Origin of the sequence: Williamsia phyllosphaerae (genome assembly GCF_014635305.1) — a bacterium.
Classification (GTDB): domain Bacteria; phylum Actinomycetota; class Actinomycetes; order Mycobacteriales; family Mycobacteriaceae; genus Williamsia_A; species Williamsia_A phyllosphaerae.
This window is the reverse complement of the sequence record NZ_BMCS01000002.1, coordinates 58,283-83,028: the sequence shown is the minus strand read 5'-3', so window position 1 is coordinate 83,028 and position 24,746 is coordinate 58,283. Positions and strand designations below refer to the sequence as shown.

Below are 24,746 nucleotides of genomic sequence, written 5' to 3'. Positions count from 1 at the left end.
ATTTCCGGCGCTAGCATGAAGAGCACATAACCACCGGTCCACCACAGTTCTCTAGGAGTTTCGCCGATGTCGGGTAACCCGGATTTCGACCTGTTTGCACTGCCCGAGGAACACGACGCGCTCCGTGAGGCCATCCGCGCGCTCACGGAGAAGGAGATCGAGCCGTACGCGGCCGACGTCGACGAGAACTCGCGGTTCCCGCAGGAGGCGCTCGACGCCCTGAACGCGTCGGGTTTCAACGCGATCCACGTCCCCGAGGAGTTCGAGGGTCAGGGCGCGGACTCGGTCGCCGCATGCATCGTCATCGAGGAGGTCGCGCGCGCCGACGCATCGGCGTCGCTGATCCCCGCGGTCAACAAGCTCGGCACGATGGGCCTGATCCTCAACGGCTCCGACGAACTCAAGAAGCAGGTTCTGCCCGACCTCGCGACCGGTGGGGCGCTGGCCTCCTACGGACTGTCCGAGCGGGAGGCCGGTTCGGATGCGGCCGCGATGCGCACGCGCGCCAAGCAGACCGCCGACGGCTGGGTGCTCAACGGCGCGAAGGCGTGGATCACCAACGGCGGCAAGTCGACCTGGTACACCGTCATGGCGGTGACCGACCCCGACAAGGGGGCCAACGGCATCTCGGCGTTCATGGTCCACAAGGACGATCCCGGTTTCTCGACCGGCGGCTACGAGCGCAAGCTCGGCATCAAGGGGTCGCCGACGGCGGAGTTGTACTTCGAGAACTGTGAGATCCCGGCCGATCGCATGATCGGCGAGCCCGGGACCGGTTTCAAGACCGCCCTGCAGACACTCGACCACACCCGCCCCACGATCGGCGCCCAGGCCGTCGGTATCGCGCAGGGCGCGCTAGACAAGACCATCGAGTACATCAAGGACCGCAAGCAGTTCGGCAAGACGATCTCGCAGTTCCAGGGCGTCGAGTTCATGATCGCCGACATGGCGATGAACATCGAGGCGGCCCGGCTGATGGTCTACACCTCGGCGGCGCGGGCCGAACGCGGTGAGAAGAACCTCGGCTTCATCTCGTCGGCCTCGAAGTGTTTCGCCTCCGACGTCGCGATGAAGGTCACCACCGATGCGGTGCAGCTCTTCGGCGGCGCGGGCTACACCCGCGACTTCCCGGTCGAGCGGATGATGCGTGACGCCAAGATCACCCAGATCTACGAGGGCACCAACCAGATCCAGCGCGTGGTGATGTCGCGCGCACTGCTGCGCTGACACCGCACTCCACACGACGAGGCCATCGCGATCACGACAGTGACGCGGTGGCCTTTTCGCTTGCCGCCCGATCGATGAGCCGGGAGACGTCGGGGTTGGCGATCTGCACCAGGCTCCCACCGGCGATCGTGACCGACAGCAGGTTGGCGACGATGCGCTCCGCGGTGTCCCAGTGCCGGGTGGACACGATGCGCGCCCCGGGACCGATGTCTGCGGTGGCGGCGAAGTCGAGCGCGGCGGTGATGGTCTCGGCGGTGCTGCGGCCTGCGAGCGCGAGCGGACCCGCCACGATGGGGGCGAACTGGTCGCCGTGCACCCGAACCGCGGACCCGAAGTCGGTCACCCCGATCGGCAGCCCGGGGACGGCCATGGCGAACGGGTCGAGTGGTGCCACCGCGACCTCCCCGCCGTGGTCGTTGGCCTCGAGGCGGTCGAGGGAGCAGAACGCGCCCGCCGCGCCGTCGGACGGACCGATGACGACCTCGCATCCGGCCCACCACGCGCCGAGCAGGATGGCGAACGTCTGCCAGTGTGCGGGCAGGTCGACGGCCAGGAGATCGCCCGGGGCGAGCCCGAACTCGTCGCGGATCATGTTGGCTGTCTTGGCCGCCCAGTTCGCCGTGGTGATGGTGGACAGCTCGGTGCGCTCACCGCTCGCGTCGTCGTAGAAGGTGATCAACGGACCTGCGGGGTCGTGCGCCATCGCGTGGGCGAAGACCGCGTCGGTGACCGTGGCGTGGGTGGTCGGGGTCATCGGTACGACGCTTTCCTCAGTTGACGCATTGCGGTCCGGAACCGGCGGCGGTGATCGGCGGCGGGGTGGTCGCCGCGGCGGGTGTCGCCGCCACGGCCCCGTCCTGCCCCTGCGCGCCGGTGTCACTGATCGACCCCGGGCCGGTGTAGGAATCGGTGAGCACGAGCCGCAGGTGTCCCGACGGGACCGATCCGTCGACCCGGACCGGCAGGCCACCCATCTGCTTGGCGAGATCGGTTGCGCCGGCGTTGTTCTCCGACGTCGCGATGTAGCTGTCGGCGTCGGCGGTGCCCTTGGTGTCGGTGGTGCCGCGGGTGTAGCCCTTGGCGGCGACGATGCCCGAGACGTTCGTGGCGAGCCCGTCCACCGTCCCCGCGTTGGTCACGTCCACGGTGTACTCGTCGCGGACCAGGGCGCCCTTCTTCTTCGTCGTCAGCAGGGCTGCGGTGAACCGGTGCACGGCGGCGGGGTCGACGGTGACGACCGACTGCTCGCCGTCCTCGCTCCACCCCTGCTCGTCGGTGACCGGGATGGTCGCGAACTTGACCTTGCCGCCCGTGAGGTCCTTGAGCTGTTCGACGAACTTGAGGATGTCCCAGTTGTCGTCGATCACGATCGATCGCGACACCGCGTCCTCGAGCGCACTCAGCTTGCCCGGGTCGGTCAACGTCCCGGCGGAGAGGACCTTCTGTGCGAGCGAGGCCATGAACACCTGCTGACGCACGATGCGGTCGAGGTCACCGCGGGGGAGATCATGGCGCTGTCGGACGAAGCTCAGGGCCTTGGCGCCGTCGAGGGTCTGTCGCCCGGCCCGGAAACGCGCACCGGACAGGGGTTCGTTCACCGGGTTGCGCAGGCAGACGTCCACACCGTCGACCGCGTTGGTCAGCAGCACGAAGCCGACCAGCCCGACTTCGGCGTACCGGTCGACCTGGACGCCGGTCAGTTGCGCGACGGTCTGGATGAGCGCCTTGCGGCCGGCCACCGTCGCCTCCTTCTCGGCCTCGGCGGGATCGGTGCCCGCCTCGACGAGCGCGGCCCGCTTGGTTTCTTTCGTGGCGCCATAGGCGGCGTTGATCTTGCTCATGCCGATCCCGGGGACGTCGACGTAGGAGTCGCGGGGGATCGAGATGGCCGTCGCCGAGGACCCGTCGTTGGGGATCCGGATCAGCAGGATGGTGTCGGTGTTGGTGGCGACCTCGTCGCCGGCGTGCAACTGGGCGGCCTCCGAGGCCGACAGCGGCTTGCCCTGCGCGTCGACCCGGGAATCGGTACCGACCATGAGGATGTCGACGGCACCGTCCGTGCCGTCGCCGAGGGCCAGACCCCCCAGGCGGGTCACCCCGTTCTGCAGGGAGGTGATGCTGCTCCACGCGAACCCCGTGATCACCAGGACGACCACCGACAGCAGCGCGACTGCGACCCGGCCGAGGTTGCCCGACAGGGTCAGCGCACCGGTGCGAGCAGGCCCGACGGTCGGGGGTGTCGCCTCGCGCGGGGTCCGGTGTCTCGGCGGTGCGGTGGCGTCGGGGGTCGCGGTGGGCCGCGGCGGCGACGCCCGACGGGCACCGGCTCCGGTCGTACCGCTCGACGCTCGGGTGCGACGCCGGTCGTCGGGATCCCGGGGTACGGCACGACGCGCACGCCGATCGTCGGGTGGCTGGTGCACGTGACCCTTTCGACTTCTGTGATGGCAGAGATGTACTGACTGTTCCCCGAGGTCCCACGCTACTGGGGCTGGTGGGGTTGATCGGGGAGCGCAACGCCGGGGGGCGGGGTCCAATATGCTCACGGCGATGTCTGACCAGGAGGTGACCGGTGTGACGAATTCGACGGGATCGAGCCGGTTGATCGTCACCGGCGCCGGGGGCCAGGTCGGCCGCCTGCTCACCGCCGCGCCCGGTGCGATCGGACTCGGTCGCACGGACCTCGACATCTCCGACGCCGATGCGGTGACGCGGGTACTCGCCGATCTCGGGCCGCAGGACGTGGTCGTGAACTGTGCCGCCTACACCGCCGTGGACGCCGCGGAGAGCGATGTCGCCGCCGCCGAGGCGATCAACGTCGCAGGTCCCGCCGCCCTGGCGGGGGCGACCGCGGCCGCGGGAGCATGGCTGATCCACCTCTCCACCGATTACGTGTTCTCCGGTGCCCCGACCAGGGACCGACCGTTCGAACCGGCCGACCTGGATCCGGACGCGATACCGGCGACCGTCTACGGGCGGACGAAACTGGCGGGTGAGCGCGCGGCCCGGTCGGCCGACCCGCGGACGACGATCGTGCGGACCGCCTGGGTGTACACCGGCGCCGTGGGGGGCTCGGACTTCGTCTCCACGATGCGGCGGCTGGAGACCGAGCGCGACACGATCGGGGTGGTCGACGACCAGATCGGGTCGCCGACCTACGCGGTCGATCTCGCCGCCGCGCTCGTGCAGCTCGCTCAGACGCCGCCCGAGCACATGTCCCGGGTCGAGGGTGCGGTGGTGCACGCGACGAACGCGGGGCGGTGCAGCTGGTTCGACCTCGCTCAGGCGGTGTTCGCCGGTGTCGGGGCCGACCCCGAGCGGGTCCGACCGGTCACCACCGCCGAGTTCCCGCGTCCGGCACCACGTCCGGCCTATTCGGTGTTGTCCGGTGTGTCGTGGGCCGATGCGGGGTTGCGGCCGCTGCGGGAGTGGCGCCCCGCCCTCGACATGGCGCTGCACGCCCGTTCGTTACCCTTGCCCCGTGACAGCTGAGTTGGCCGTGGTGACGGTGACCTATTCCTCCGGCGACCACCTCTCCAACTTCCTGCGCAGCCTCTCCGCGGCGACCACGGTCGAGTACGAGGTGGTAATCGCCGACAACGGATCGACCGACGGTGCCCCCGAGGCCGCCGAGCGCGACTTCGACAACCTCACCCTGCTGCGCACCGGCGCCAACATCGGCTACGGCGGCGCCTCCAATCGCGCGGTCGCCGCGACCGACTCGTCCACGGAGTTCGTGATCGTCGCCAACCCCGACGTCGAGTGGGTGCCCGGTTCGGTCGACGAGATGCTCGCCGTGGCCCGCCGCTGGCCGCGTGCGGGCGCTGTCGGACCGCTCATCCGTGAACCCGACGGCACCGTCTACCCGTCGGCGCGCCGCGTCCCCGACCTCGTGTCGGGCACCGGGCACGCCCTGTTGGGCCGGGTGTGGAAGTCCAACCCGTGGACCGCGGGCTACCGGCAGGACGACGAGGCGATCGCCGAACGCACCGTCGGTTGGCTCTCCGGTTCGTGTCTGCTGTTGCGCCGCGCGGCCTTCGAGTCGATCAACGGCTTCGACTCCCGCTACTTCATGTACATGGAGGACGTCGACCTCGGTGACCGCCTCGCGCGTTCGGGGTGGCTCAACGTGTTCGCGCCCAGCGCCGAGGTCATCCACCGCAAGGGCCACGTCGCCGGTGAACACCCCGAACTGATGCTGCCCGCACACCACGAGAGCGCGTACCGCTTCCAGGCCGACCGGCATCCGGGAGCGCGCTGGGCCCCGCTGCGAGCGGGTCTGCGTGCCGGGTTGTGGGTTCGGTCACGAATGGCCGTGGCATCGGCCCGACGAGCGACGACCAGCCGGTCGGATTCGCCTATCGTGAGTCCACCATCGACACCTCCGAGGGAGGCCTGAGTGTCAGAGTTCGACAGCGCTGCCGACAAATCGGCAGGCGCACCCGCCGTTCAAGCAGTGATCCTGGTGGGAGGCAAAGGAACTCGGCTGCGTCCGCTCACCCTGTCGGCCCCCAAGCCCATGCTCCCGACCGCGGGTGTGCCCTTCCTGACGCATCTGCTGTCGCGCATCGAGGCCGCGGGCATCACCGACGTCGTGCTCGGCACCTCGTTCAAGGCGGAGGTGTTCGAGGACCACTTCGGTGACGGCTCCAAACTCGGGATGCAGATCCGCTACGTCACCGAGACCGAGCCCATGGGCACCGGCGGTGCGATCCGCAACGTGTTGGGCGAGCTGACCGCGGACACGATCCTGGTGTTCAACGGAGACGTCCTCGGCGGCACCGACGTCCGGGCGGTGCTGGACACACACCACACCTCCGGCGCCGACGTCACCATCCACCTCGTACGGGTCGGTGACCCCCGCGCGTTCGGGTGCGTCCCCACCGACGACGACGGTCGCGTGACCGCCTTCCTGGAGAAGACGCAGGATCCGCCGACCGATCAGATCAACGCGGGCTGCTATGTCTTCAAGCGGTCGGTCATCGAGGAGATCGACGCCGGCCGGCCGGTGTCGGTCGAGCGCGAGGTGTTCCCGAACCTGTTGGCCCACGGCCGCCACGTGCACGCCCACGTCGACGCGGGGTACTGGCGCGACATGGGTACCCCCGAGGACTTCGTGCAGGGTTCGGCCGACCTGGTGCGTGGCATCGCCCCGTCGCCCGCGCTGACGGGTCAGCGCGGTGAGTCCCTCGTGCACGAGGGAGCGGGTATCGCCCCTGGTGCGGTCCTGATCGGTGGCACGGTCGTCGGTCGCGGCGCGGAGATCGGTGCGCGGGCGCGTCTCGACGGGGCCGTGGTGTTCGACGGTGCCGTGATCGAGGCAGGCGCGGTGGTCGAGCGCAGCATCATCGGCTTCGGTGCCCGGATCGGCCCCCGCGCCCTCGTGCGTGACGGCGTCATCGGTGACGGCGCCGACATCGGCGCGCGCTGTGAACTGCTGCGCGGCGCCCGGGTCTGGCCCGGTGTGACCATCCCCGACGGCGGGGTGCGTTTCTCCACCGATGTCTGACACCGACCCGGCGGTGAGCCGGTTCGTCGTGATCGGCGACTCGTTCCCCGAGGGGGTCGGTGACCCGGAACCACGCTGCCCCAACGGGGTTCGCGGCTGGGCGGATCGGATGGCCGAGGTGCTCGCGCGCCGGTCCGTCGAGACCGGTGCGGCCCCCACCCGATACGCGAACCTCGCGATCCGCGGTAAGTTGCTCGGTCCGGTCATCGACGATCAACTCGCCCCCGCGGCCGCGATGGGCCCCGACCTCATCGGGATGTGTGCGGGGGCAAACGATCTGCTGCGCCCGTCGGTCGACATCGACGCCATCATCGCCCGGTACGACGACGCGTTGGGCGCCCTGGTCGACACCGGCGCCCGGGTCTTCACCTTCACCGCCTTCGACACCGGCGGCCGACCGCTCTTCGCGGCGATGCGCGGCCGGTTCGCGATCTACAACGAGCTGCTGCGCGAGGTCGTCGAACGGCGCGGCGTCGAGCTGGTCGACTTCTGGCGCATGCGCGAGTTCTCCGACCGACGGATGTGGGAGTTCGACCGCATGCATCTGTCGTCGGCGGGTCATCATCAGATGGCGATCCGGGTGTTGGAGTCGCTGGGCATCGACCATGATCTCGTGCCGGTGGAGTTCGGCCCGCCCGAGACGATGACCGCGGCGCAGCGGCGAAAAGACAACCGCCAGTGGGCCGCTCAGGCGGCGGCACCGTGGATCGGCCGCCGGCTCCGCGGCCGGTCCCGCGGCGACAACATGGCCCCGAAGTACCCCGATCTCACCGAGCTGGCCCCGGCGACACCGTGATGGAGCCGCGCCGGTTCTCGTCCCGGTGCGTCAGTCCTCGGGGGTGGGTCGCTCGGCGCGGGTGGCGGCGAGCAGTCCCCGTCCGAGCGGGATCACCACCGGCAACAGTGCATCGTTCTCGGAGATGAGCAGGGCGGCCTCGCGTGCCGCGACGGTGTCGGGGTCGGTGGCCGACGGGTCGGCGATCCGACCGTCGGCGGTGGCGTTGTGCACCAGCAGGACGCCACCGGACCGCAACAGCCGCAGACCCTCTCGGACGTACCGTGGTTGGTCGATGACGGCCCCGTCGACGAAGACGAGATCGTAGGAGGCGTCGGCGAGACGGGGGAGCACCTCGGCGGCGCGGCCGTTGATCAGACGTGTTCGTGAGGCCGCGACACCGGCGGCGGCAAAACCCACCTTGGCGGCACGCTGGTGTTCGGACTCCGGGTCGATGGTGGTGAGCACGCCGTCGGCCCGCATCCCGCCGAGCAGCCACAGACCGCTGACGCCTGCGCCCGTACCGATCTCGACGACCGACCGTGCGTCGACGAGCCGGGCGAGCAGGCACAGCGTCGCGCCGACGGCGGGGGAGATGGCCGGCGCGCCGAGCTCGTGGGCGCGTTCGCGGGCGGCGATCAACGCGTCGTCCTCGGCGATCGCCGACTCGGCGTAGGCGCGCAACGAGTGGGGATCGGGTGGGGTCTCACCGGTGGTGTCGGACACAACGACGAGGCTATCCCCCGTGCCCGCCGACAAGAGAATGCGACTCTCAGGGAAACCTCAGCTCACTCACACTGCTTGCACACGCCGATGTACCAGAGTCATCACCAACAGCAGATGTGGTGGTCCGGGAACAAACCCCCAGGGGGTCGGGTTGCCAGCATTGATCCCCACATCTCACCCAGAGGAAAGTGGAGCCGCGCAGATGACCGAATCTCCCCAGCTCAGCGTCGACGCCGACGTCATCGTCGTGGGAGGAACCGCGCGCTTCGACGAGACCGGCGACGGCGCCCTCATGCCGTCCTGGGACGAACTGGTCCGTGAGCACGCCGACCGCGTGTACCGGCTGGCCTACCGCCTGTCCGGCAACCAGCACGACGCCGAGGACCTCACCCAGGAGACTTTCATCCGGGTTTTCCGCTCGCTGTCGAACTACCGCGCGGGCACGTTCGAGGGATGGCTGCACCGCATCACGACCAACCTGTTCCTCGACATGGTCCGACGTCGCGCGAAGATCCGTATGGAGGCGCTGCCCGAGGACTACGAGCGGGTTCCCGGCACCGCCCCCGACCCGGAACGGGTCTACGTCGAGGCCAACCTCGACCCCGACCTGCAGCAGGCGCTCGACGCGCTGGCCCCCGAGTTCCGCGCAGCGGTCGTGCTGTGCGACATCGAGGGTCTGTCCTACGAGGAGATCGCCACCACGCTGGGCGTGAAGCTCGGGACCGTGCGCAGTCGCATCCACCGCGGTCGTCAGGCCATCCGGGACCACCTCGCCTCGAACGGGCACACCAGCAGTCGTTCGGTGGCCACCCCCGCGCTGTAGCCGCGCACCCCCGGGAACCCTGCGGGCGTCCGGTTCGTTGATGTCGAGGTCGGGCGGGTGGATGCCCGACACGCCGGATGTGGGTTCGCTATCGTGGTCGATGGTCCGCGAGTCGCGGGCCGTCCCATCCGGGCCGAACCGCGAAGAGGGGTGATCGAGATGGCCGACCGAAATCGCTGGACTCCTGCGAACTCGTCGTTCTCACCGAACGCGTCCTACCGTGCTCCCGGATCCGACGGGGGTCGCTCGTTCGCATCGACCGACCACCTCGCCACCGAGGCGATCGCCGCGTACGTCGACGGCGAACTCCGGATGAACGCCTACCTCCGGGCCGCTCGCCACATCGCGGCCTGCACCGAGTGCGCCGGCGAGGTCGAGGCCCAGACCTCCGCCCGCAGCGCACTGCGCTCGTGCGCCGACGTGACCATGCCCGTCGACCTGCTGGGCCAGCTCAACCAGATCCCGACCCGCGAGATCGATCTGCGCAGCGCCATGGCGCGGCGCGAGGCCGAGCGCAACGACGAGCGTCGGGTCCCGCGCGGACCGCTGTCGGCCCCCGGCTTCCCCGTCCACCGTCCGAGCCGGTGGCGTAATCGTTGACCTCTGATCAGCAGTCCGGTGGCCCCACGCCGTCGGACCCCGGCCCCGAGGGTCCGAGCGGCCCGTCCGAGGGTGGGTCCCGGCCGGCGCCCCGCCGTCCGCGGCACTCGCCGGTCTCGCCGCAGACCGTCGCCGTGTTCGGGCGGCCCGACGGTGTCGCCGGCTCGTTCGCGGGGTCCGACCACGTCCGCACCGGTCCGCGCCAGCCAGTGGTGGCCGACCCCGACCCGGTGCTGCGCGAGGCCTTCGCCCGACCATCCGACGACGTCGACTCGCTGCAGCGCGATCCGGACTCCCGGTTCGGTGAGACAGAGCAGACTCCCGCGGCCGCCGACCCGTGGCGCGACCCGGCCAGCATCGCTGCCATGGACCGCCCCGCCGTCGACCGCCCGACCGAACCGGTGCCGACGGTGCCGGGACGCAAGCTCGGCGCGCGTGAACTGCTCTTCGACCGCATCGTCAGCTGGCGTGCGCTCGCCCTGCTCGCCGTCATCGCGGTGCTCATCGGCGGCATCGGTGGCCTGCTCGGCCGCGTCACCGCCGAGGTCACACCGCCGCTGAACTCCGATTCGGTCTCCCTCGGCGAGAGCGACTCCACCCCCGGCGGGAACCGGGGGCAGGTCGCCCGTGTCGCCTCGGCGGTCGAGAAGGCCGTCGTCGCCATCACCGTCAGCACCTCGAGCGCCGTCGGCACCGGGTCCGGGGTCGTGCTGGACAAGAACGGCTACATCGTCACCAACAACCACGTGATCTCGCTCGCCGCGACGCAGAAGGCGAAGCTCGAGGTCACGTTCTTCGACCGACAGCGGGTACCCGCCCGCATCGTCGGACGTGACATCCGCACCGACCTCGCGGTCATCAAGGTCGACAACATCGACAACCTCACCACCGCCGCCCTCGGGAACTCCGACGATCTGGCCATCGGCCAGGAGGTCATCGCCTTCGGATCGCCGCTGGGTCTCGACCGCACGGTCACCAGCGGGATCGTCAGCGCCACCCACCGCGCCGTCCCGCTGCGACCCGACGACACCTCCGACACCAATGCCGTCATCGACGGCATCCAGACCGACGCCGCGATCAACCCCGGCAACTCCGGCGGGCCCCTCGTCGACGACGACGCCAAGGTCGTCGGAATCAACACCGCCGGCCTCGTACCCGGTGGCGGGTCCATCGGTCTCGGTTTCGCGATCCCGATCAACGAGGTCCGCGGGGTCGCCGAGGAACTGATCCGCGACGGTCGCGCCGTGCACGCCCAGATCGGCGTCAACACCAGCTCGGTGCGCAACGACCGGGTGCTCGGCGCCCAGGTCCGCAACGTCGTCGACGGGTCCCCGGCGCAGCGCGCCGGACTACGGGAGGGTGACGTCGTCACCGCCTTCGACGGACGCCCGATCGACGGCGCCGACGAGCTCACCGTCGCCGAACGCACGGCCACGCCGGGCAAGAGCGTCCCGATGACCTACTGGCGGGACGGTCGGACGTTCAACACCACCGTCACGCCGGCCACCGACGCCTGATCGTCGCGGCGAGACCCCGGAGTAGCCTGAAGCCGTGTTCAGCAGCGTCGGTTGGGGAGAGCTCCTCGTACTTCTGATCGCCGGTCTCGTCATCCTCGGACCGGAACGACTACCCGGTGCCGTCACCTGGACGATGAAGTCCCTGCGTCAGGTGCGCGAGTACGCCTCCGGCGCGACCGATCAGCTCAAGGACGACCTGGGGCCCGAGTTCGAGGACTTCCGGGCGCCCCTCGCCGAGCTCAACCAGCTGCGCGGGATGACCCCGCGGTCGATCATCACCAAGCACCTGCTCGACGGCGACGAATCCTTCTTCACGGGCAAGTTCGACGACAACACGACGATCAAGCCGGTCTCCGCCCCGATGCCCGAGATCACCCCGTCGGCGTCGACCCCCGCGGTGTCGATGGACAAGACGGCGGTCACGGGGACCACCGCGAAGACGACCACGGCCAAGGCGACGACGAACGCCGCCGACCCGGCCTTCGACCTCGACCGACCCCCGACCCCGCCGCGTCGCGAGATCGCCGACTGGGACGCGACCTAGCCCGACCTCGGACCCGGAGCGCCTACAGGTTGCGTGCGGTGTCGATGCCCAGACTCATGCCGGCCAGTCCGCGCCTGCGGACCGCGAGCCGCTCGGCCACCTCGAGCAGCGCCGAACCGGCGGCCGAGGTCGGCGCCGAGAGCACCAGCGGCATCCCGGAGTCGCCACCCTCACGCAGGGCGGTGTCGAGCGGGATCTTGCCCAGCAGCGCGACGTCGGAACCGACCGCGCGGGTGAGACGCTCGGCGACGATCTCGCCGCCGCCCGAGCCGAACGGCTCGATGCGGCTGCCGTCGGGCAGTTCCATCCACGACATGTTCTCCACGACGCCCACGATCTTCTGACGCGTCTGCAGCGCGATCGCGCCCGCGCGTTCGGCCACCTCGGCGGCGGCCTGCTGCGGGGTGGTGACCACGAGGATCTCGGCGCCCGGGATGAGCTGTGCGATGGAGATGGCCACGTCGCCGGTGCCCGGGGGCAGGTCGAGCAGCAGGACATCGAGATCGCCCCAGTAGACGTCGGCGAGGAACTGCTGGAGAGCGCGGTGCAGCATGGGCCCGCGCCACACGACCGGGGTGTTCCCGCTGGTGAACTGCGCGATCGAGATGAACTTCACGCCGTGCGCCATCGGCGGCATGATCATCTTCTCGACCTGCGTCGGCTTGGCGTCGTTGCCCATCATCCGGGGCACGGAGTGCCCGTAGATGTCCGCGTCGAGGACACCCACGGTGAGACCGCGCTGCGCCATCGCCGCGGCGAGGTTGACCGTGACGCTCGACTTGCCGACTCCGCCCTTGCCGGATGCGACGGCGTAGACGCGGGTCAGCGAGCCCGGCTGTGCGAAGGGGATCACCGGTTCGGCGCGGTCACCGCGCAGGGACTTGCGGAGCTCGGTGCGCTGGGCGTCGTCCATGACGTCGAGTTCGACCCGGACCGCTCCGACGCCGGGCACGTCGGCGGCCGCGGTCGTGACGCGGTCGGTGATCTCGGTACGCAGCGGACAACCCGAGGTGGTCAGGTAGATACCGACGTCGACGCTGCCGTCCGGGGCGACGGCGATGGACTTGACCATGCCGAGATCGGTGATGGGTTTGCCGATCTCGGGATCGGTCACCTTCGACAGCGCGATCCGGATCGCCGATTCGGTGTCCGCGGGGGTACGTGGGGAGTTGTCAGTCATCGCTGACCAGACTATCCGCCGCGGCGGACGGGTCGGACCCGCCGTCCGGCTATGCCGACGCGAGGGCGGGGGTGGGCCGCAGTGTCAGGCTGCGCACCGTGCAGGTGCCGGTGGCGTCGGTCGTCGGCGTGAGGGCATCGGTCAGGGGGCCGGCCAGCACGACCGGCTCACATCGCGTGCCCAGTGCGTCGATACCGACGTTCGACATCTCGACGGCCGTCGCGCTCGTGGGTGTCACCGTCCAGGGGATGCCCGCGGTGCGGGCCAGACCGCACAGCGCGTTCGCGCCGCGGACCGTGGCCTTGCTGATGGTGGCGGTCGTCCCGTCGGTGCTGGTCGCGCCGGTCAGGTCGACCGTGCAGGTCACCGGACCGGCCGGTGACGTGACGACGATCGTGGCCGGGGTGGTGAAACGGGTGTTCACCTTCGTGAAGCGGGCGGTCGGTCCGGCCGCAGCGGACGGGGCGCCGGACGCCGGGGGAGCGCCGGGCGCCGACGGTGTGCGTGCCGGGGAGCCGGGCGCGGTGACCGGCGCGGACACCCTGGTCGACGGCGGACGCTTGGGTTCGAGGATGCCCGCGGTGGGCAACGCCCCGGTGGCGTACGCCAACGCCCAGGTCAGGACGTTGTTCGCGTACTCGACGGAATTGTTGTAGCGCAGTACCGAACTCACCCGATGCGAGGCGGACATGATGTCGCTGACCCCGGAGCAGAGATAGCGGCCCGCGGCGAGGGTCGCGTCGAAGATGTTGTTGGGATCGGCCCTGCCGTCGCCGTTCGCGTCGGTTCCCCAGGCCGCCCAGGTGCTCGGGATGAACTGCATGGGTCCCATGGCCCGGTCGTGCGTCGCGTCCCCGTCGATCGCGCCCTTGTCGGTGTCGGTGATGACGGCGTTGCCCGCGAGGGTGCCGTTGAGCAGGGGACCCTCGATGGGGTTGATGGTGGTACCGGAGGTGTCCACCGACCCGTCGCCGGCGTGGCCCGACTCGATGCGACCGATCCCGGCGAGCAGGAACCAGGGGAGCTTGCAGGCGCCGTTCTCCGCACCCACACGGTCGGCCGCGAGCTTGTAGGCCTGCAGGACGATGCCGGGGATCCCGAGCGGTCCCGGTGGCAGGGCGGGGGCGAGGACGCGCAGTGCCTCGACGGCGGCGGCGGGTCGCGCGGCGGGCGGTGCGAATCCGGCGGGCGTGCGGGTCGCGCCGGGGAGTACCTCGGCGACGGGCGCGGCAGCGCGGGCGGCGGCCTCGGTGGTCACCGAGGCCGGCTGCCGCTGGGCGCTGGAGGTGGCCGCTCCGAGGACGAACACCCCGATGAGGATGCTCGCGACGCTCAACGACACCGCGCGGCGTGGGAAGTGCTCACGAAGCGAGGGGGGCACCGAGAATCGAGACACGTTGGGAAAGCTCCGTTCTCGCCGATCTTCACATCATCCCCCGACCCGGGACTGTGACCCACGATACATATGGGGTCACGGTGACGTAGCGGATCGGTCACAACCGATCGTTCACGCTCAGTCGTCGGCGGAATCGCGTTTCGAGCCGCCCTTGGGCTCACCTTTCGGCCCCTCGCCGCTCTTGTTCTCCGAGTTCCGACGTTTCTCGGCCTTCTTGAGCTGCGTGGTCATCTCGGTCAGCAGGTCGTCGAGTTCCTTGCGCAGATAGTCGCGCGTCACGGTGTCGCCGACGGCCAAGCGCACGGCGGCGAGCTCGCGGGCGAGGAACTCGGTGTCGGCCTTGGTCTGCTCGGCCCGCATCCGATCCTCCTCCAGCGCCACCCGGTCCCGGTTCTCCTGCCGGTTCTGCGCGAGCAGGATCAGCGGGGCCGCGTAGGCGGCCTGGGTCGAGAACGCGAGGTTGAGCAGGATGAACGGGTACGGGTCCCATCGGATGCTGATCGCCACCAGGTTCAGGGTGATCCACACGATGACGACGATGGTCTGGATGCCCAGATACCGACCCGTCCCGAGGAACCGGGCCAGTCGTTCGCTGTAGACGCCGACGATGTCGGAGTCGAGGTGGAAACGGAACCGGCGACGCCCGCTACGGGGGGTGTCGAGCTTGCCGCGCGCCGGCCGAGACGCGTCCGGGCTCACGAGCTCGCCCCGGCGGCCGGGGTGACGTCCTGCGGTTCGGTCTCACGCCAGTCCTCGGGCAGCAGATGGTCGAGGAGGTCGTCGACGGTGACCGCGCCGAGCAGATGGCCCTCCTCGTCGACGACCGGTCCGCACACCAGGTTGTAGGTCGCGAAGTACCGGGTGACGGTCTCCAGCGAGTCCTCGGGGTTGAGGTGCGCGAGGTCGGTGTCGAGGATGCCGCCGACGAGGTTGGCGGGTGGCTCACGCAGCAGCGCCTGCAGGTGGACACACCCCAGGTACTTGCCGGTGGGCGTGGCCGTGGGTGGTCGCACGACGAACGTCAGGCTCGCCGAGGCCGGAGTCAGGTCGATGTTGCGGGCCCGGGCCAGCGCCTCGGCGATGGTGGTCGACGCGGTCACGACCAGCGGTTCGGGCGTCATCAGACCGCCCGCGGTGTCGGGGGAGTGCGAGAGCAGCCGACGGACGGGCTCGGACTCGATCGGGTCCATCAGTTGCAGCAGCGCCTCGGCCTCGGCGTCGGGCAGCTCGCCGAGGAGGTCGGCCGCGTCGTCGGGGTCCATGGCCTCGAGCACGTCCGCGGCGCGGTCCACCTCCATGCGGCCGATGAGCTCGGTCTGGTCGTCGGTGGGCAGCTCCTGGATGACGTCGGCCAGACGTTCGTCGTCGAGCGCGGCGGCGATCTCCATCCGCCGCTTCGGTGGCAGCTCGCGCAGGGCGTTGGCCACGTCGGCCGCACGCATGCCGTCGAACTGCGAGAGCGCCTGGGCGACACCCTGTCCCGGGAGTTCCAGGGCGCTGTGGGTGAGGCCCCGGACGGTGTTCCAGTCCACGACGTGCGTGCCGCCTCGTCGGCCCAGTCGTGATCGCAGGCCGCGGACCGCCACCCGCGAGACCGTCCAGTCCCGGGTGCGGTTGCGCTCGATGCCCAGATCGACGACGGTCGCGTCGGTGCTCGCCAACTCGGGGATGTCCGGGTCGGCGATCCGGACGCGGGAATCGAGGATCTGACCGATGGCCAGCGCCTCGCCGGGGCGGAGGTTGAGTCGTCGCATGCTGACGGTTCCGGTGTTGAGCGTCACCGAGTTCGGCTCGATGGTGGTGACGCGCAGCATCGGGACGAAGATCCGTCGTCGCGTGGACAGTTCGACGGCGAGACCGAGCGCACGCGGTTGGGCGGTGTCGTAGCGCAGGGCGAGCACGAGGTCACGCACCCGGCCGATCGATTCGCCGTCCGGACCGAGTACCGCCAGGCCCGCGAGCCTGGCCACGAACACCTTGCTCACTGCTGCCATGGCTGTAAGGGTAGTCATCGCCCGTTGTGAAGCCGCTCGCGGAGAGGTCGATACGCATGCAGACACAGTCGTCGCCGGGTTCGCGACGGTCGGTGCTGGCCGTTCCGGGCAGTTCGGCGAAGATGCTGGGCAAGGCGCGTGATCTGCCCGCCGACGAGGTGTTCTGCGATCTCGAGGACGCGGTCGCCCCGAGCGAGAAGGAAACCGCCCGGGCGACGATCGTCGAGGCGCTCGCCCATCCGGGATGGGGTCGGCAGCGGCGTGCGGTGCGGGTCAACGGCTGGTCCACGCCCTGGACCCACGACGATCTCATCGCGGTGGTGGCCGGTGCGGGCGCGCACATCGACTCGATCATCGTGCCGAAGGTGCGTTCGGGTGCGGAGGTCGTGGCGATCGACCTGCTGCTGACCCAACTCGAGACCAAGCACGACCTCGAACCGTCGGCCATCGGGATCCAGGCGCAGATCGAGGACGCGATCGCGCTGACGAAGATCGACGAGATCGCCTCGGCCAGTCCGCGTCTGGAGTCGTTGGTGCTCGGACCGGCGGACATGGCGGCGAGTCTGGGCATGCAGACCCTGACCACCGGCGAGCAACCCGACGGGTACACCCGTGGTGACGCGCATCACCACGTGCTGATGTCGGTGCTGATCGCGGCCCGCGCGCACGGCCTGGCTGCGATCGACGGGCCCTACCTCGCCATCGATGCGCCAGATGCGTTCCGCCGCAATGCTGCTGCGGTCGCAGCCCTGGGATTCGACGGGAAGTGGGTCATCCACCCCGGTCAGATCGACACGGCCAATGCGGCCTTCACGCCACGGCAGAGCGACTACGACGCAGCCGAGAACCTGCTCGACGCCTATCGGGAGGCCACGTCGCGCCCCGGTGGCGCACGCGGCGCGGTACGCCACCGCGGTGAGATGATCGACGAGGCGAGCGCTGCGATGGCGGGCAAGATCGCACAGAAGGGCCGCGCCGCCGGCCTGCAACGAGAGGACCACCAGACATGACCAACCCGATGCGACCCGGAACCGGCCGCGAGACCCCGGGTCTCCCCACGCCGCCCACCGGCTGGCCCATCGGCTCCTACGGCACCTACGCCGAGGCGCAGAAAGCGGTCGACTACCTATCCGACGAGAACTTCTCGGTCCAGGACGTGACCATCGTCGGGGTCGATCTGATGCAGGTCGAGCGGGTGCTCGGCCGACTCACCTGGGGAAAGGTGATCGGTGGTGGCATCGTGTCCGGCGCATGGCTCGGACTGTTCTTCGGGCTGCTGGTCAGTCTCGTCGTGACCGGGAACGCAATCGTGCCACTGCTTTTCGGTCTCGTCGGCGGCATCGTCTTCGGTGTCATCTCGACGTCCATCCCCTACGCGGCCACGAAGGGGCAGCGCGACTTCGCCTCGACGATGCAGCTGGTTGCCGGTCGCTATGACGTGATCTGCGATCCCAAGAGCGCCGAGAAGGCTCGCGACCTGTTGGCGCGCACCTCGATCTGATCGGACCGCGTTACCACACCCGCGCCGATCGTCGACGGTGTTCGGGTGGTCCGGGGGCGGTGTCGACCGACAAGATGTGGCCGCAGGGCGGCAATTTCGCATCGGGTTGGGACGATCATGCCGAATGTGTTGCGCGTCACGAATTGCCACATATAACGTAACGCCTCAGGCATTCGAAGGTGCACGCCGATAGTTGGTGCGTGTGCTCCGGTCGCAAGGAGGCGCACGTGGCGGGGAAAAAGGTTTCAGGGGGCGGGCCATCCCGTCCGCACCAGGGGGGATTTCTTCGTCGCCCCGGTGCGTCGAAACTGATGGTCGCGGCCATCGCGGCCGCGGTGGTGATCCCCGGGGTCAGCGCCTGCGGTTCGGGCTACACGACGGGCACGCTCAACGCGTACGCGCCCGCCGACGGCGCGACGTTCATCGACCAGGTCGGCAAGAAGTGCAGCGCCGCGTCCAACGGTGAGTACAACATCGTCACCCATGCGCTGCCCAAGGCCGCGGACGACCAGCGTCTGCAGTTGGCGCGCCGACTGTCCGGCAACGACGCCGGGCTCGATCTCATGGGCATGGACGTCGTGTGGACGGCCGAGTTCGCCGACGCGGGATGGCTCGAGCCGGTGCCGAACGACCTGGTCTCGAAGATCAGCCAGGAATCGCTGCCCGGTCCCCTCGAGACCGCGGAGTGGAAGACCGACTCCGACGCCGGCAAGCGGCTGTACGCGATCCCGACGTGGACCAACACGCAGCTGCTGTGGTTCCGCCCCGACGTGCTGCAGAAGTACCTGGGCAAGCGGACCGCTCCCCAGAACTGGGACGAGCTGCTCTCGGACAACGCGAAGATCCTCGCGGCGGGCGGCCCCAGCTACATCGAGGTCCAGGGCGCGCAGTACGAGGGTCTGATGGTCTGGTTCAACAGTCTGTTGGCCAGCGCGGGTGGGTCGGTGGTGGACCCGGACGACGCCACCAAGATCACCCTCAACGACACCCCGGCGCACCGCGCCGCGACCGAGAAGGCGCTGACGGTGATGCGTGCGATCGCCACCGCGCCCGGTCGCGACCCCTCGCTGAGCAACAACAAGGAGAACGAGGGACGACTGGCGATGGAGGGCGGTCTGTCCTCCTTCCAGATCAACTATCCGTTCGTGTTCCCCAGCATGCGGTCGAACGCCGCGGCGGGTGACGTCTCGTTCTTCCCGGAGATGGCGCAGCGCTACGGCAAGCTGTTCGCCGACGCCGACAACCCGCCCGCCGATTCCGAGCTCGGTCCGGTCAACCAACTGGTGCGTACGAAGTTCGACTTCGCGCGCTACCCCGCGGTCAACCCGGGCACGCCCGCGAAGGTGACCGTCGGTGGGGTGAACCTGGCCGTGGCGAGTACGTCGAAGCAGAAGGCCCTGGCGTTCAAGGCGGCTCAGTGCCTGACCAACACCGACGCGCAGAAGGTGTACTCCATCAGCGGTGGTACTCCGCCGACGATCTCGTCGATCTACGAGGATGCCGACTTCAAGCAGACCTACCCCATGGGCGACGACATCAAGGCGCAGCTGGAGGCGGATGCGTCCGCCAACCGACCGGCATCGCCGGTCTACCAGGCGATCTCGACGCTGCTGGTGGCCAAGCTGAGTCCGCCCGGCGGACTCGACCCCAAGAGCGGAGTCGATGTGCTCGCCGAGCAGGTCCGCAAGGCAATCGACGGTGAGGGACTGATCCCATGACGACTGCCGATGGTGGGCTCACGCAGCCCGGAGGGCGTCACGCGCGCCCCGACACCCCGGCGAGCACCGCGTCGCCGGCCACGACCGGTGGTGGGGGAGCACCTCCCACAGCGAAGAACGCCAGTGACGGCAAGAAGGCCGATCGTCGCCTCGGCCTGATGCTGGTGGCGCCCGCCGCGATCGTGATGCTCGTCGTGACCGGTTATCCCATCGTCTACTCGATCTACCTGAGCCTGTTCAAGGCCAGCCTCTCGGCTCCCGGCAAGGACGAGTTCGTCTGGTTCTCGAACTACGTGACCGTGCTCGGGGACAACTACTGGTGGACGGCATTCGGTGTGACGCTGGGCATCACCCTGGTCTCGGTGGCCATCGAGTTCGTACTCGGTCTCGCCGTGGCGCTGGTCATGCACCGGACCATCTTCGGGCGGGGAACCGTCCGCACGGTCGTCCTGATCCCGTACGGCATCGTCACCGTCGCGGCCGCGTTCTCGTGGTTCTACGCATGGACGCCGGAGACCGGGTACCTGGCCAACCTGCTCCCCGACGGCAGCGCGCCTCTCACCGAGCAGTGGCCCTCGCTGGCGATCATCGTGCTCGCCGAGGTGTGGAAGACGACGCCGTTCATGGCGCTGCTGCTGCTGGCCGGCCTCGCGTTGGTCCCCGACGACCTGCTCAAGGCGGCCCAGGTCGACGGTGCCGGTGCCTGGACGCGATTGATACGCATCACGATCCCGTTGATGAAGCCCGCGATCCTGGTGGCGCTGCTGTTCCGCACCCTCGACGCGTTCCGCATCTTCGACAACATCTACGTGTTGACCAAGGGGGCGAACACCACCTACTCGGTGTCGATCCTCGGTTACGACAACCTGTTCAAGGCGTTCAATCTCGGCGTCGGTTCGGCGGTCAGCGTGCTGATCTTCCTGACCGTCGCGATCATCGCCGCACTGTTCATCAAGGGGTTCGGTGCATCGGCGCCCGGTTCCGACAACGAGGGGCGGTAGCCGACCATGAATCAGACGTTGGGGAAAAAGGTCGGCTGGTCGGTCATCAACCTGCTGGTGGTGGTGTACGCCCTGGTGCCGGTCCTGTGGATCGTGAGCCTGTCGCTCAAGCCCCCGGGCCAGGTGACCGACGGCAACTTCATCCCGAAGAGTTTCACCTGGGAGAACTACAAGGGCATCTTCGACACCAGCGTGTTCACCAGCGCGCTGATCAACTCCATCGGCATCGGCCTGATCACCACGGTGATCGCGGTGCTGCTGGGCACGATGGCCGCCTACGCCGTCGCGCGCCTCGACTTCCCGGGCAAGAAGCTGTTCGTGGGAGCGGCGCTGTTGATCGCGATGTTCCCCCAGATCTCCCTGGTGACACCGCTGTTCAACATCGAGCGTGCGGTCGGACTGTTCGACACCTGGCCGGGACTGATCCTGCCCTACATCACGTTCGCGCTGCCGCTGGCGGTCTACACGCTCTCGGCGTTCTTCCGCGAGATCCCGTGGGAGCTGGAGAAGGCCGCCAAGATGGACGGCGCCACACCGGCGCAGGCCTTCCGCAAAGTGATCGCACCGCTCGCCGCACCCGGCATCGTCACCGCGGCGATCCTGGTGTTCATCTTCGCCTGGAACGACCTGCTCCTGGCGATCTCGTTGACCTCGACGGAGAACTCGATCACCGCACCCGCGGCGATCTCGAACTTCACCGGTGACTCGCAGTTCGCCGAACCGACCGGCTCCATCGCGGCGGCGGCGGTCGTCATCACCATTCCGATCATCATCTTCGTGCTCTTTTTCCAACGTCGAATCGTTGCCGGCCTGACCTCCGGCGCTGTGAAGGGATAGCCATGGCCGACATCGTTCTCGACAAGGTGACCAAGAAGTACCCCGACGGTTCGCTGGCGGTCAGCGAGGTGAGCATCGAGATCGCCGACGGCGAGTTCGTGATCCTGGTCGGACCCTCGGGCTGCGGCAAGTCCACGACGCTCAACATGATCGCGGGCCTCGAGGACATCTCCTCGGGCGAACTGCGCATCGGTGGGACGCGCGTCAACGAGAAGGCCCCGAAGGACCGCGACATCGCCATGGTCTTCCAGAGCTATGCGCTGTATCCGCACATGACCGTGCGCGACAACATCGCGTTCCCGCTCACGCTGGCGAAGCTCTCGAAGTCGGAGATCGCGGCGAAGGTCGACGAGGCCTCACGGATCCTCGACCTGGGCCAGTACCTCGACCGCAAGCCGGCCAACCTCTCCGGTGGTCAGCGTCAGCGCGTCGCCATGGGCCGCGCGATCGTGCGCGACCCCAAGGCCTTCCTCATGGACGAGCCGCTGTCGAACCTCGACGCGAAGCTGCGCGTGCAGATGCGCACCGAGATCTCCCGGCTGCAGCAGCGACTGGGCACCACCACGGTGTACGTCACCCACGACCAGACCGAGGCCATGACCCTCGGCGATCGCGTGGTCGTCCTGCGCGGCGGACACGTGCAGCAGATCGGGTCGCCGCAGGAGCTGTACGCCAACCCGGCGAACCTGTTCGTGGCCGGGTTCATCGGGTCGCCGGCGATGAACTTCCTGCCGGGCACGCTGACCGCCGGGTCGGTGCAGACCGCGATCGGTGAGATCGTCGTCCCCGATCACCAGAAGGTCGTGTCCAACGCGCAGTCGGTGCAGAGCAACGGCGAGGTGTTGGTCGGCATCCGCCCCGAGCACTTCGAGGACGCGAAGCTGCTCGACACCCTGGCGCGTGGCAACGGCGGCTCCTTCGCCGCCCACATCGAGGTGCTCGAGTCCATGGGATCGGACAAGTTCGCCTACTTCACCGTCGAGGGCCAGCGGGCCTCGAGCGATGCGCTGGCCGAACTCGCGGCCGACTCCGGTGCCGACTTCGGGTCCAACCAGCTCATCGCGCGGCTGTCGCCCGAGTCGACGATCACCAAGGGGCAGTCGGCGGAACTGTTCTACGACACCTCGAAGGTCGCGCTCTTCGACCAGGCCAGCGGTCACAACCTGCGCCTGTAGAAAGCTCGTCGCCGACGCACACCGCGCCGCGTCGTAGACGACCTCAGGGTCGGCGGCGCGGCGCGAGTGTGCGGAGCTCGTCGATGATGTCCTCGTCCCAGATGTGCTTGCGCACGAGGCGATAACGCTCGCAGGCCAGCCACATGTAGAGCTCGGCGTCGCTGGTCACCGAGGGCAGGACCTCGGCGCGGCGCGCCATGCGCACCACCGGCAGGAACTCCTCACCGAACCAGCGGCGGGCGATCTCGCCCCGGGACAGGAACTCGCCGATCTCCTGGGTGAGACGGAATCCCCATGCCTCCACGTTCTCGGCCAGTTCGGCGTAGTCGAACGGGTCCTCGACGGTGATGGCCTCGGCCTGTTTGCCCGCCAGCGGTACCCGCGCCAGGAACAGGCGACGGTGGTCCTTGAGGACCAGGTCGGACGTGGCGTTGATCCCGTCGGGTGAGATGCGGGTGTGGATCTCGGTGACGTAGGCGTCGAGCGTCTTGATGCGACGGGCGATCGCGATGGACACCCGGTGGTGTCCGTCGACGACGAAGTGCATCGACCCGACGCGGTAGAGGATGATCGGCGGCACCGACTCGCCGCGTCGCTGTGCGGCGGCCAGGCGCTGCCACCGCGCCCGCACACGTGCCGAGGTGGGTCGGAAGTAGCGGTCGAAATCCCGTGTCCGGTCCACACTCCCGACGATCGTCGACACCTCGACCACGACCAGGCCGACGTTGGTCTCACCGGTGCGGCCGAGTGCGGCGACGACCTCGTCGAACGGCAGGATGGTGTTGACGTCGGCAGGTGTCCTGGTGAACCACGCCGAGAGACGCGCGAGTTCGGCCTGCCTGCGCAGGCGGGAGAAATCGTTCTCGGCGTCCGCGTCGGGAAAGCCGGTGTCACGAGCCATGTCTGCGCCTCCGCACGGATATCCCGCTGCCGCCGGCGTCGATGTCGAAGACGGTGTATCCCACGGTGTTCATCGACAGGGCCGACCCCGAATCGTCCACCGGGATCTGCAGATCCGCCGGCGTCATGCCGTACGGGTGGATGTGGCCGTGGATCAGTGCCTGGGGCCGCAGGGTCCGCACCAACCCGATGAGGCATCGGAAACCGATGTGGGGGCCGTCGTCGCCGTCGCCGTATCCGCGGGCCGGGCTGTGCGTCAGCAGGATGTCCACCGGCGCCGACGATCGTCCGGTCAGACGTCGCCGCCACCGCAGTCGGTTCGCGCGCCGCCGCTGTGCCGCCTCGCGATACTGGTTCGGGCCGTCGTTGTACCGGATCGAGCCACCCAACCCGGCGATGCGCAGACCCGCGACGGTGACCACCCGGCCGTCCGCGTTCACGGCGCCGCGTGGCCCCGGGTCCGAGGCGGGCAGGCCGGCGCGCACCCATCCACCCCGTCCGCGTCGAAAGCCGGACAGGTCGCGATCGTGGTTACCGGGGACGAAGACGCACGGCGCGCCGCTACGGGTCGAGAGCGTCTCGAGGTAGTCGAACGGCAGGTCGCCGGCCCCCAGGATCAGATCGGGGGCGAGTTGTTCGACGAGACCGCAGGTCAGTGCATCGACCACCTCGTCGGCCACCGCGAGAACTCGCACCATGTGTCGAGGCTACCGGCCGGGAAGGTGTTGACTGATGACGATGAGCGAGCACGTCACCGAACAGATCACCGTCCACCTGCAGTCGGTCCTGTCCGCATCCCCCCAGAAGGCGTCCGTCACGTTTCTCGGCGTGGAACCGGTGGACGTGCTCCGGTTCGAGGCCGACACGCAGGTCGTCTACATCAGCGTCGGATGCGCCCGACACCCGATGACCGATCCGACCGACCTCGCCGCGGATCCGCTGCACGGTCCCCGCGCGGAGATCGTGATCAGGATGGCGCAGAAACGCGAGCTGCCCGGACTGCATCGCAGCCTGGCGTTGCTGGCCGCCGCGCCCTCGGTCGAGGGCATCGTGCTGGTGCCCGACGCGCTGATCGATCTGGGCGAGCCCCTCTGGTCGGGATCGTCGTGTACCGCGGTCGTTCTCGAGTCCGACGACATCGACGACTGCCCGCTACCCGACCCGATGTCGGCGGTGACGTTCCTGCGCGCGGTGCCGGTCACCGGCAACGAGGCGGCGTGGGTCCGACTCCGCGGTGTCGACGCCCTGCGCCGCGCGTGGGACGAGGCCGGGATCGACGTCGCCGACCCCGATCGGATCGCCGCCGACCCCGGTGCGGTCTGA

At 69.1% G+C, this 24,746-nt stretch carries 25 protein-coding genes; 16 read left to right on the top strand and 9 right to left on the bottom strand.

Features of this window, described 5'->3' with window-relative positions:
- Window positions 1-66 precede the first annotated feature (66 nt).
- Entirely contained in the window at window positions 67-1,227 is a 1,161-nt protein-coding gene (locus IEV93_RS14285; protein ID WP_188490673.1) for an acyl-CoA dehydrogenase, read from the top strand.
- Between the two features lie 31 nt (window positions 1,228-1,258).
- On the opposite strand, the gene IEV93_RS14280 is transcribed toward IEV93_RS14285, so the two are convergent.
- Together IEV93_RS14280 and IEV93_RS14275 are read right to left on the bottom strand one after the other, a co-directional pair.
- Window positions 1,259-1,981 carry a TIGR03089 family protein gene (locus tag IEV93_RS14280; protein ID WP_188490672.1) on the bottom strand — a complete coding sequence of 241 codons (723 nt, stop codon included), beginning with the start codon at window positions 1,979-1,981 and terminating at the stop codon, window positions 1,259-1,261.
- 16 nt (window positions 1,982-1,997) lie between these two features.
- Window positions 1,998-3,650, bottom strand: coding sequence for an LCP family protein (locus tag IEV93_RS14275; RefSeq protein WP_188491791.1), 1,653 nt, complete (start codon window positions 3,648-3,650; stop codon window positions 1,998-2,000).
- Window positions 3,651-3,777: 127 nt separating this feature from the next.
- Between IEV93_RS14275 and rfbD the strand changes: the two genes are divergently transcribed.
- From rfbD to IEV93_RS14255, 4 genes are read left to right on the top strand one after another with little or no spacing between them, the layout of a single operon-like run.
- Window positions 3,778-4,719 carry a dTDP-4-dehydrorhamnose reductase gene (rfbD, locus tag IEV93_RS14270; protein WP_188490671.1) on the top strand — a complete coding sequence of 314 codons (942 nt, stop codon included), beginning with the start codon at window positions 3,778-3,780 and terminating at the stop codon, window positions 4,717-4,719.
- Entirely contained in the window at window positions 4,709-5,626 is a 918-nt protein-coding gene (locus IEV93_RS14265; protein ID WP_188490670.1) for a glycosyltransferase family 2 protein, read from the top strand. The genes rfbD and IEV93_RS14265 overlap by 11 nt, the downstream gene beginning before the upstream one ends.
- Window positions 5,627-6,736 carry a mannose-1-phosphate guanylyltransferase gene (gene manB, locus IEV93_RS14260; RefSeq protein ID WP_188490669.1) on the top strand — a complete coding sequence of 370 codons (1,110 nt, stop codon included), beginning with the start codon at window positions 5,627-5,629 and terminating at the stop codon, window positions 6,734-6,736.
- On the top strand, window positions 6,729-7,532 hold the full coding sequence (locus tag IEV93_RS14255; RefSeq protein ID WP_188490668.1) for an SGNH/GDSL hydrolase family protein: 804 nt from the start codon (window positions 6,729-6,731) through the stop codon (window positions 7,530-7,532). Before manB ends, IEV93_RS14255 begins: the two co-directional genes overlap by 8 nt.
- Window positions 7,533-7,562: 30 nt before the next feature.
- Here IEV93_RS14255 and IEV93_RS14250 read toward each other — a convergent pair whose 3' ends face one another.
- Entirely contained in the window at window positions 7,563-8,237 is a 675-nt protein-coding gene (locus IEV93_RS14250; protein WP_188490667.1) for an O-methyltransferase, read from the bottom strand.
- 202 nt (window positions 8,238-8,439) lie between these two features.
- Between IEV93_RS14250 and sigE the strand changes: the two genes are divergently transcribed.
- From sigE to tatB, 4 genes are all read left to right on the top strand, one after another.
- Window positions 8,440-9,060: an RNA polymerase sigma factor SigE gene (gene sigE / locus IEV93_RS14245; RefSeq protein WP_188490666.1), complete on the top strand. Its 621-nt coding sequence runs from the start codon at window positions 8,440-8,442 to the stop codon at window positions 9,058-9,060.
- A gap of 159 nt (window positions 9,061-9,219) precedes the next feature.
- Complete coding sequence (locus IEV93_RS14240) at window positions 9,220-9,660, top strand: anti-sigma factor (protein ID WP_188490665.1); 441 nt, start codon at window positions 9,220-9,222, stop codon at window positions 9,658-9,660.
- A complete protein-coding gene (locus tag IEV93_RS14235) occupies window positions 9,657-11,177 on the top strand; it encodes a S1C family serine protease (RefSeq protein ID WP_188490664.1) in 1,521 nt (506 codons plus the stop codon). Before IEV93_RS14240 ends, IEV93_RS14235 begins: the two co-directional genes overlap by 4 nt.
- A gap of 34 nt (window positions 11,178-11,211) precedes the next feature.
- The gene (gene tatB, locus IEV93_RS14230; protein WP_188490663.1) at window positions 11,212-11,721 is read left to right on the top strand and encodes a Sec-independent protein translocase protein TatB; all 510 of its coding nucleotides are present in this window, start codon (window positions 11,212-11,214) and stop codon (window positions 11,719-11,721) included.
- A 22-nt stretch (window positions 11,722-11,743) separates the two neighbouring features.
- On the opposite strand, the gene IEV93_RS14225 is transcribed toward tatB, so the two are convergent.
- The 4 genes from IEV93_RS14225 to IEV93_RS14210 form a co-directional block, all read right to left on the bottom strand.
- Window positions 11,744-12,901, bottom strand: coding sequence for an Mrp/NBP35 family ATP-binding protein (locus tag IEV93_RS14225; RefSeq protein WP_188490662.1), 1,158 nt, complete (start codon window positions 12,899-12,901; stop codon window positions 11,744-11,746).
- Between the two features lie 49 nt (window positions 12,902-12,950).
- On the bottom strand, window positions 12,951-14,282 hold the full coding sequence (locus IEV93_RS14220; protein ID WP_308691222.1) for a PraA/PraB family alkane oxidation protein activator: 1,332 nt from the start codon (window positions 14,280-14,282) through the stop codon (window positions 12,951-12,953).
- Between the two features lie 132 nt (window positions 14,283-14,414).
- On the bottom strand, window positions 14,415-14,996 hold the full coding sequence (locus tag IEV93_RS14215) for a DUF1003 domain-containing protein (protein ID WP_188490660.1): 582 nt from the start codon (window positions 14,994-14,996) through the stop codon (window positions 14,415-14,417).
- Complete coding sequence (locus tag IEV93_RS14210; protein WP_188490659.1) at window positions 14,993-16,291, bottom strand: magnesium transporter MgtE N-terminal domain-containing protein; 1,299 nt, start codon at window positions 16,289-16,291, stop codon at window positions 14,993-14,995. The genes IEV93_RS14215 and IEV93_RS14210 overlap by 4 nt, the downstream gene beginning before the upstream one ends.
- Window positions 16,292-16,347: 56 nt before the next feature.
- On the opposite strand from IEV93_RS14210, the gene IEV93_RS14205 reads away from it, so the two are divergent.
- The 6 genes from IEV93_RS14205 (at window position 16,348) to IEV93_RS14180 (ending at window position 22,523) form a co-directional block, all read left to right on the top strand.
- The gene (locus IEV93_RS14205) at window positions 16,348-17,301 is read left to right on the top strand and encodes an HpcH/HpaI aldolase/citrate lyase family protein (protein WP_188490658.1); all 954 of its coding nucleotides are present in this window, start codon (window positions 16,348-16,350) and stop codon (window positions 17,299-17,301) included.
- Window positions 17,298-17,792: a YflT domain-containing protein gene (locus IEV93_RS14200; RefSeq protein WP_188490657.1), complete on the top strand. Its 495-nt coding sequence runs from the start codon at window positions 17,298-17,300 to the stop codon at window positions 17,790-17,792. The genes IEV93_RS14205 and IEV93_RS14200 overlap by 4 nt, the downstream gene beginning before the upstream one ends.
- Before the next feature lie 311 nt (window positions 17,793-18,103).
- Window positions 18,104-19,510 carry an extracellular solute-binding protein gene (locus IEV93_RS14195; RefSeq protein ID WP_188490656.1) on the top strand — a complete coding sequence of 469 codons (1,407 nt, stop codon included), beginning with the start codon at window positions 18,104-18,106 and terminating at the stop codon, window positions 19,508-19,510.
- Window positions 19,507-20,511 (top strand): carbohydrate ABC transporter permease, encoded by a 1,005-nt coding sequence (locus IEV93_RS14190; RefSeq protein ID WP_188490655.1) that lies wholly within the window; start codon window positions 19,507-19,509, stop codon window positions 20,509-20,511. The genes IEV93_RS14195 and IEV93_RS14190 overlap by 4 nt, the downstream gene beginning before the upstream one ends.
- Window positions 20,512-20,517: 6 nt before the next feature.
- Window positions 20,518-21,348, top strand: coding sequence for a carbohydrate ABC transporter permease (locus IEV93_RS14185; RefSeq protein ID WP_188490654.1), 831 nt, complete (start codon window positions 20,518-20,520; stop codon window positions 21,346-21,348).
- Between the two features lie 2 nt (window positions 21,349-21,350).
- Window positions 21,351-22,523 (top strand): ABC transporter ATP-binding protein, encoded by a 1,173-nt coding sequence (locus IEV93_RS14180; RefSeq protein WP_188490653.1) that lies wholly within the window; start codon window positions 21,351-21,353, stop codon window positions 22,521-22,523.
- Window positions 22,524-22,566: 43 nt separating this feature from the next.
- On the opposite strand, the gene IEV93_RS14175 is transcribed toward IEV93_RS14180, so the two are convergent.
- Window positions 22,567-23,424 carry a chromosome partitioning protein ParB gene (locus tag IEV93_RS14175; RefSeq protein WP_188490652.1) on the bottom strand — a complete coding sequence of 286 codons (858 nt, stop codon included), beginning with the start codon at window positions 23,422-23,424 and terminating at the stop codon, window positions 22,567-22,569.
- Window positions 23,414-24,121, bottom strand: a complete 708-nt coding sequence (locus IEV93_RS14170) for a metallophosphoesterase family protein (protein ID WP_188490651.1) — start codon at window positions 24,119-24,121, stop codon at window positions 23,414-23,416. The genes IEV93_RS14175 and IEV93_RS14170 overlap by 11 nt, the downstream gene beginning before the upstream one ends.
- A 40-nt stretch (window positions 24,122-24,161) precedes the next feature.
- Here IEV93_RS14170 and IEV93_RS14165 point away from each other — a divergent pair, with 40 nt between their 5' ends.
- Window positions 24,162-24,746, top strand: coding sequence for a suppressor of fused domain protein (locus IEV93_RS14165; protein WP_188491562.1), 585 nt, complete (start codon window positions 24,162-24,164; stop codon window positions 24,744-24,746).

Excerpts from the sequence above, each read along its gene's own strand:
- IEV93_RS14195 (WP_188490656.1), top strand. The coding sequence starts at position 18,104 with ATGGTCGCGGCCATCGCGGCCGCGGTGGTGATCCCCGGGGTCAGCGCC.
- IEV93_RS14210 (WP_188490659.1), bottom strand. The coding sequence starts at position 16,291 with ATGGCAGCAGTGAGCAAGGTGTTCGTGGCCAGGCTCGCGGGCCTGGCG.
- IEV93_RS14185 (WP_188490654.1), top strand. The coding sequence starts at position 20,518 with ATGAATCAGACGTTGGGGAAAAAGGTCGGCTGGTCGGTCATCAACCTG.
- IEV93_RS14225 (WP_188490662.1), bottom strand. The coding sequence starts at position 12,901 with ATGACTGACAACTCCCCACGTACCCCCGCGGACACCGAATCGGCGATC.
- IEV93_RS14255 (WP_188490668.1), top strand. The coding sequence starts at position 6,729 with ATGTCTGACACCGACCCGGCGGTGAGCCGGTTCGTCGTGATCGGCGAC.
- IEV93_RS14240 (WP_188490665.1), top strand. The coding sequence starts at position 9,220 with ATGGCCGACCGAAATCGCTGGACTCCTGCGAACTCGTCGTTCTCACCG.
- IEV93_RS14200 (WP_188490657.1), top strand. The coding sequence starts at position 17,298 with ATGACCAACCCGATGCGACCCGGAACCGGCCGCGAGACCCCGGGTCTC.
- rfbD (WP_188490671.1), top strand. The coding sequence starts at position 3,778 with ATGTCTGACCAGGAGGTGACCGGTGTGACGAATTCGACGGGATCGAGC.
- IEV93_RS14190 (WP_188490655.1), top strand. The coding sequence starts at position 19,507 with ATGACGACTGCCGATGGTGGGCTCACGCAGCCCGGAGGGCGTCACGCG.
- sigE (WP_188490666.1), top strand. The coding sequence starts at position 8,440 with ATGACCGAATCTCCCCAGCTCAGCGTCGACGCCGACGTCATCGTCGTG.
- IEV93_RS14175 (WP_188490652.1), bottom strand. The coding sequence starts at position 23,424 with ATGGCTCGTGACACCGGCTTTCCCGACGCGGACGCCGAGAACGATTTC.
- IEV93_RS14205 (WP_188490658.1), top strand. The coding sequence starts at position 16,348 with ATGCAGACACAGTCGTCGCCGGGTTCGCGACGGTCGGTGCTGGCCGTT.
- IEV93_RS14170 (WP_188490651.1), bottom strand. The coding sequence starts at position 24,121 with ATGGTGCGAGTTCTCGCGGTGGCCGACGAGGTGGTCGATGCACTGACC.
- IEV93_RS14165 (WP_188491562.1), top strand. The coding sequence starts at position 24,162 with ATGAGCGAGCACGTCACCGAACAGATCACCGTCCACCTGCAGTCGGTC.
- IEV93_RS14180 (WP_188490653.1), top strand. The coding sequence starts at position 21,351 with ATGGCCGACATCGTTCTCGACAAGGTGACCAAGAAGTACCCCGACGGT.
- IEV93_RS14280 (WP_188490672.1), bottom strand. The coding sequence starts at position 1,981 with ATGACCCCGACCACCCACGCCACGGTCACCGACGCGGTCTTCGCCCAC.
- IEV93_RS14285 (WP_188490673.1), top strand. The coding sequence starts at position 67 with ATGTCGGGTAACCCGGATTTCGACCTGTTTGCACTGCCCGAGGAACAC.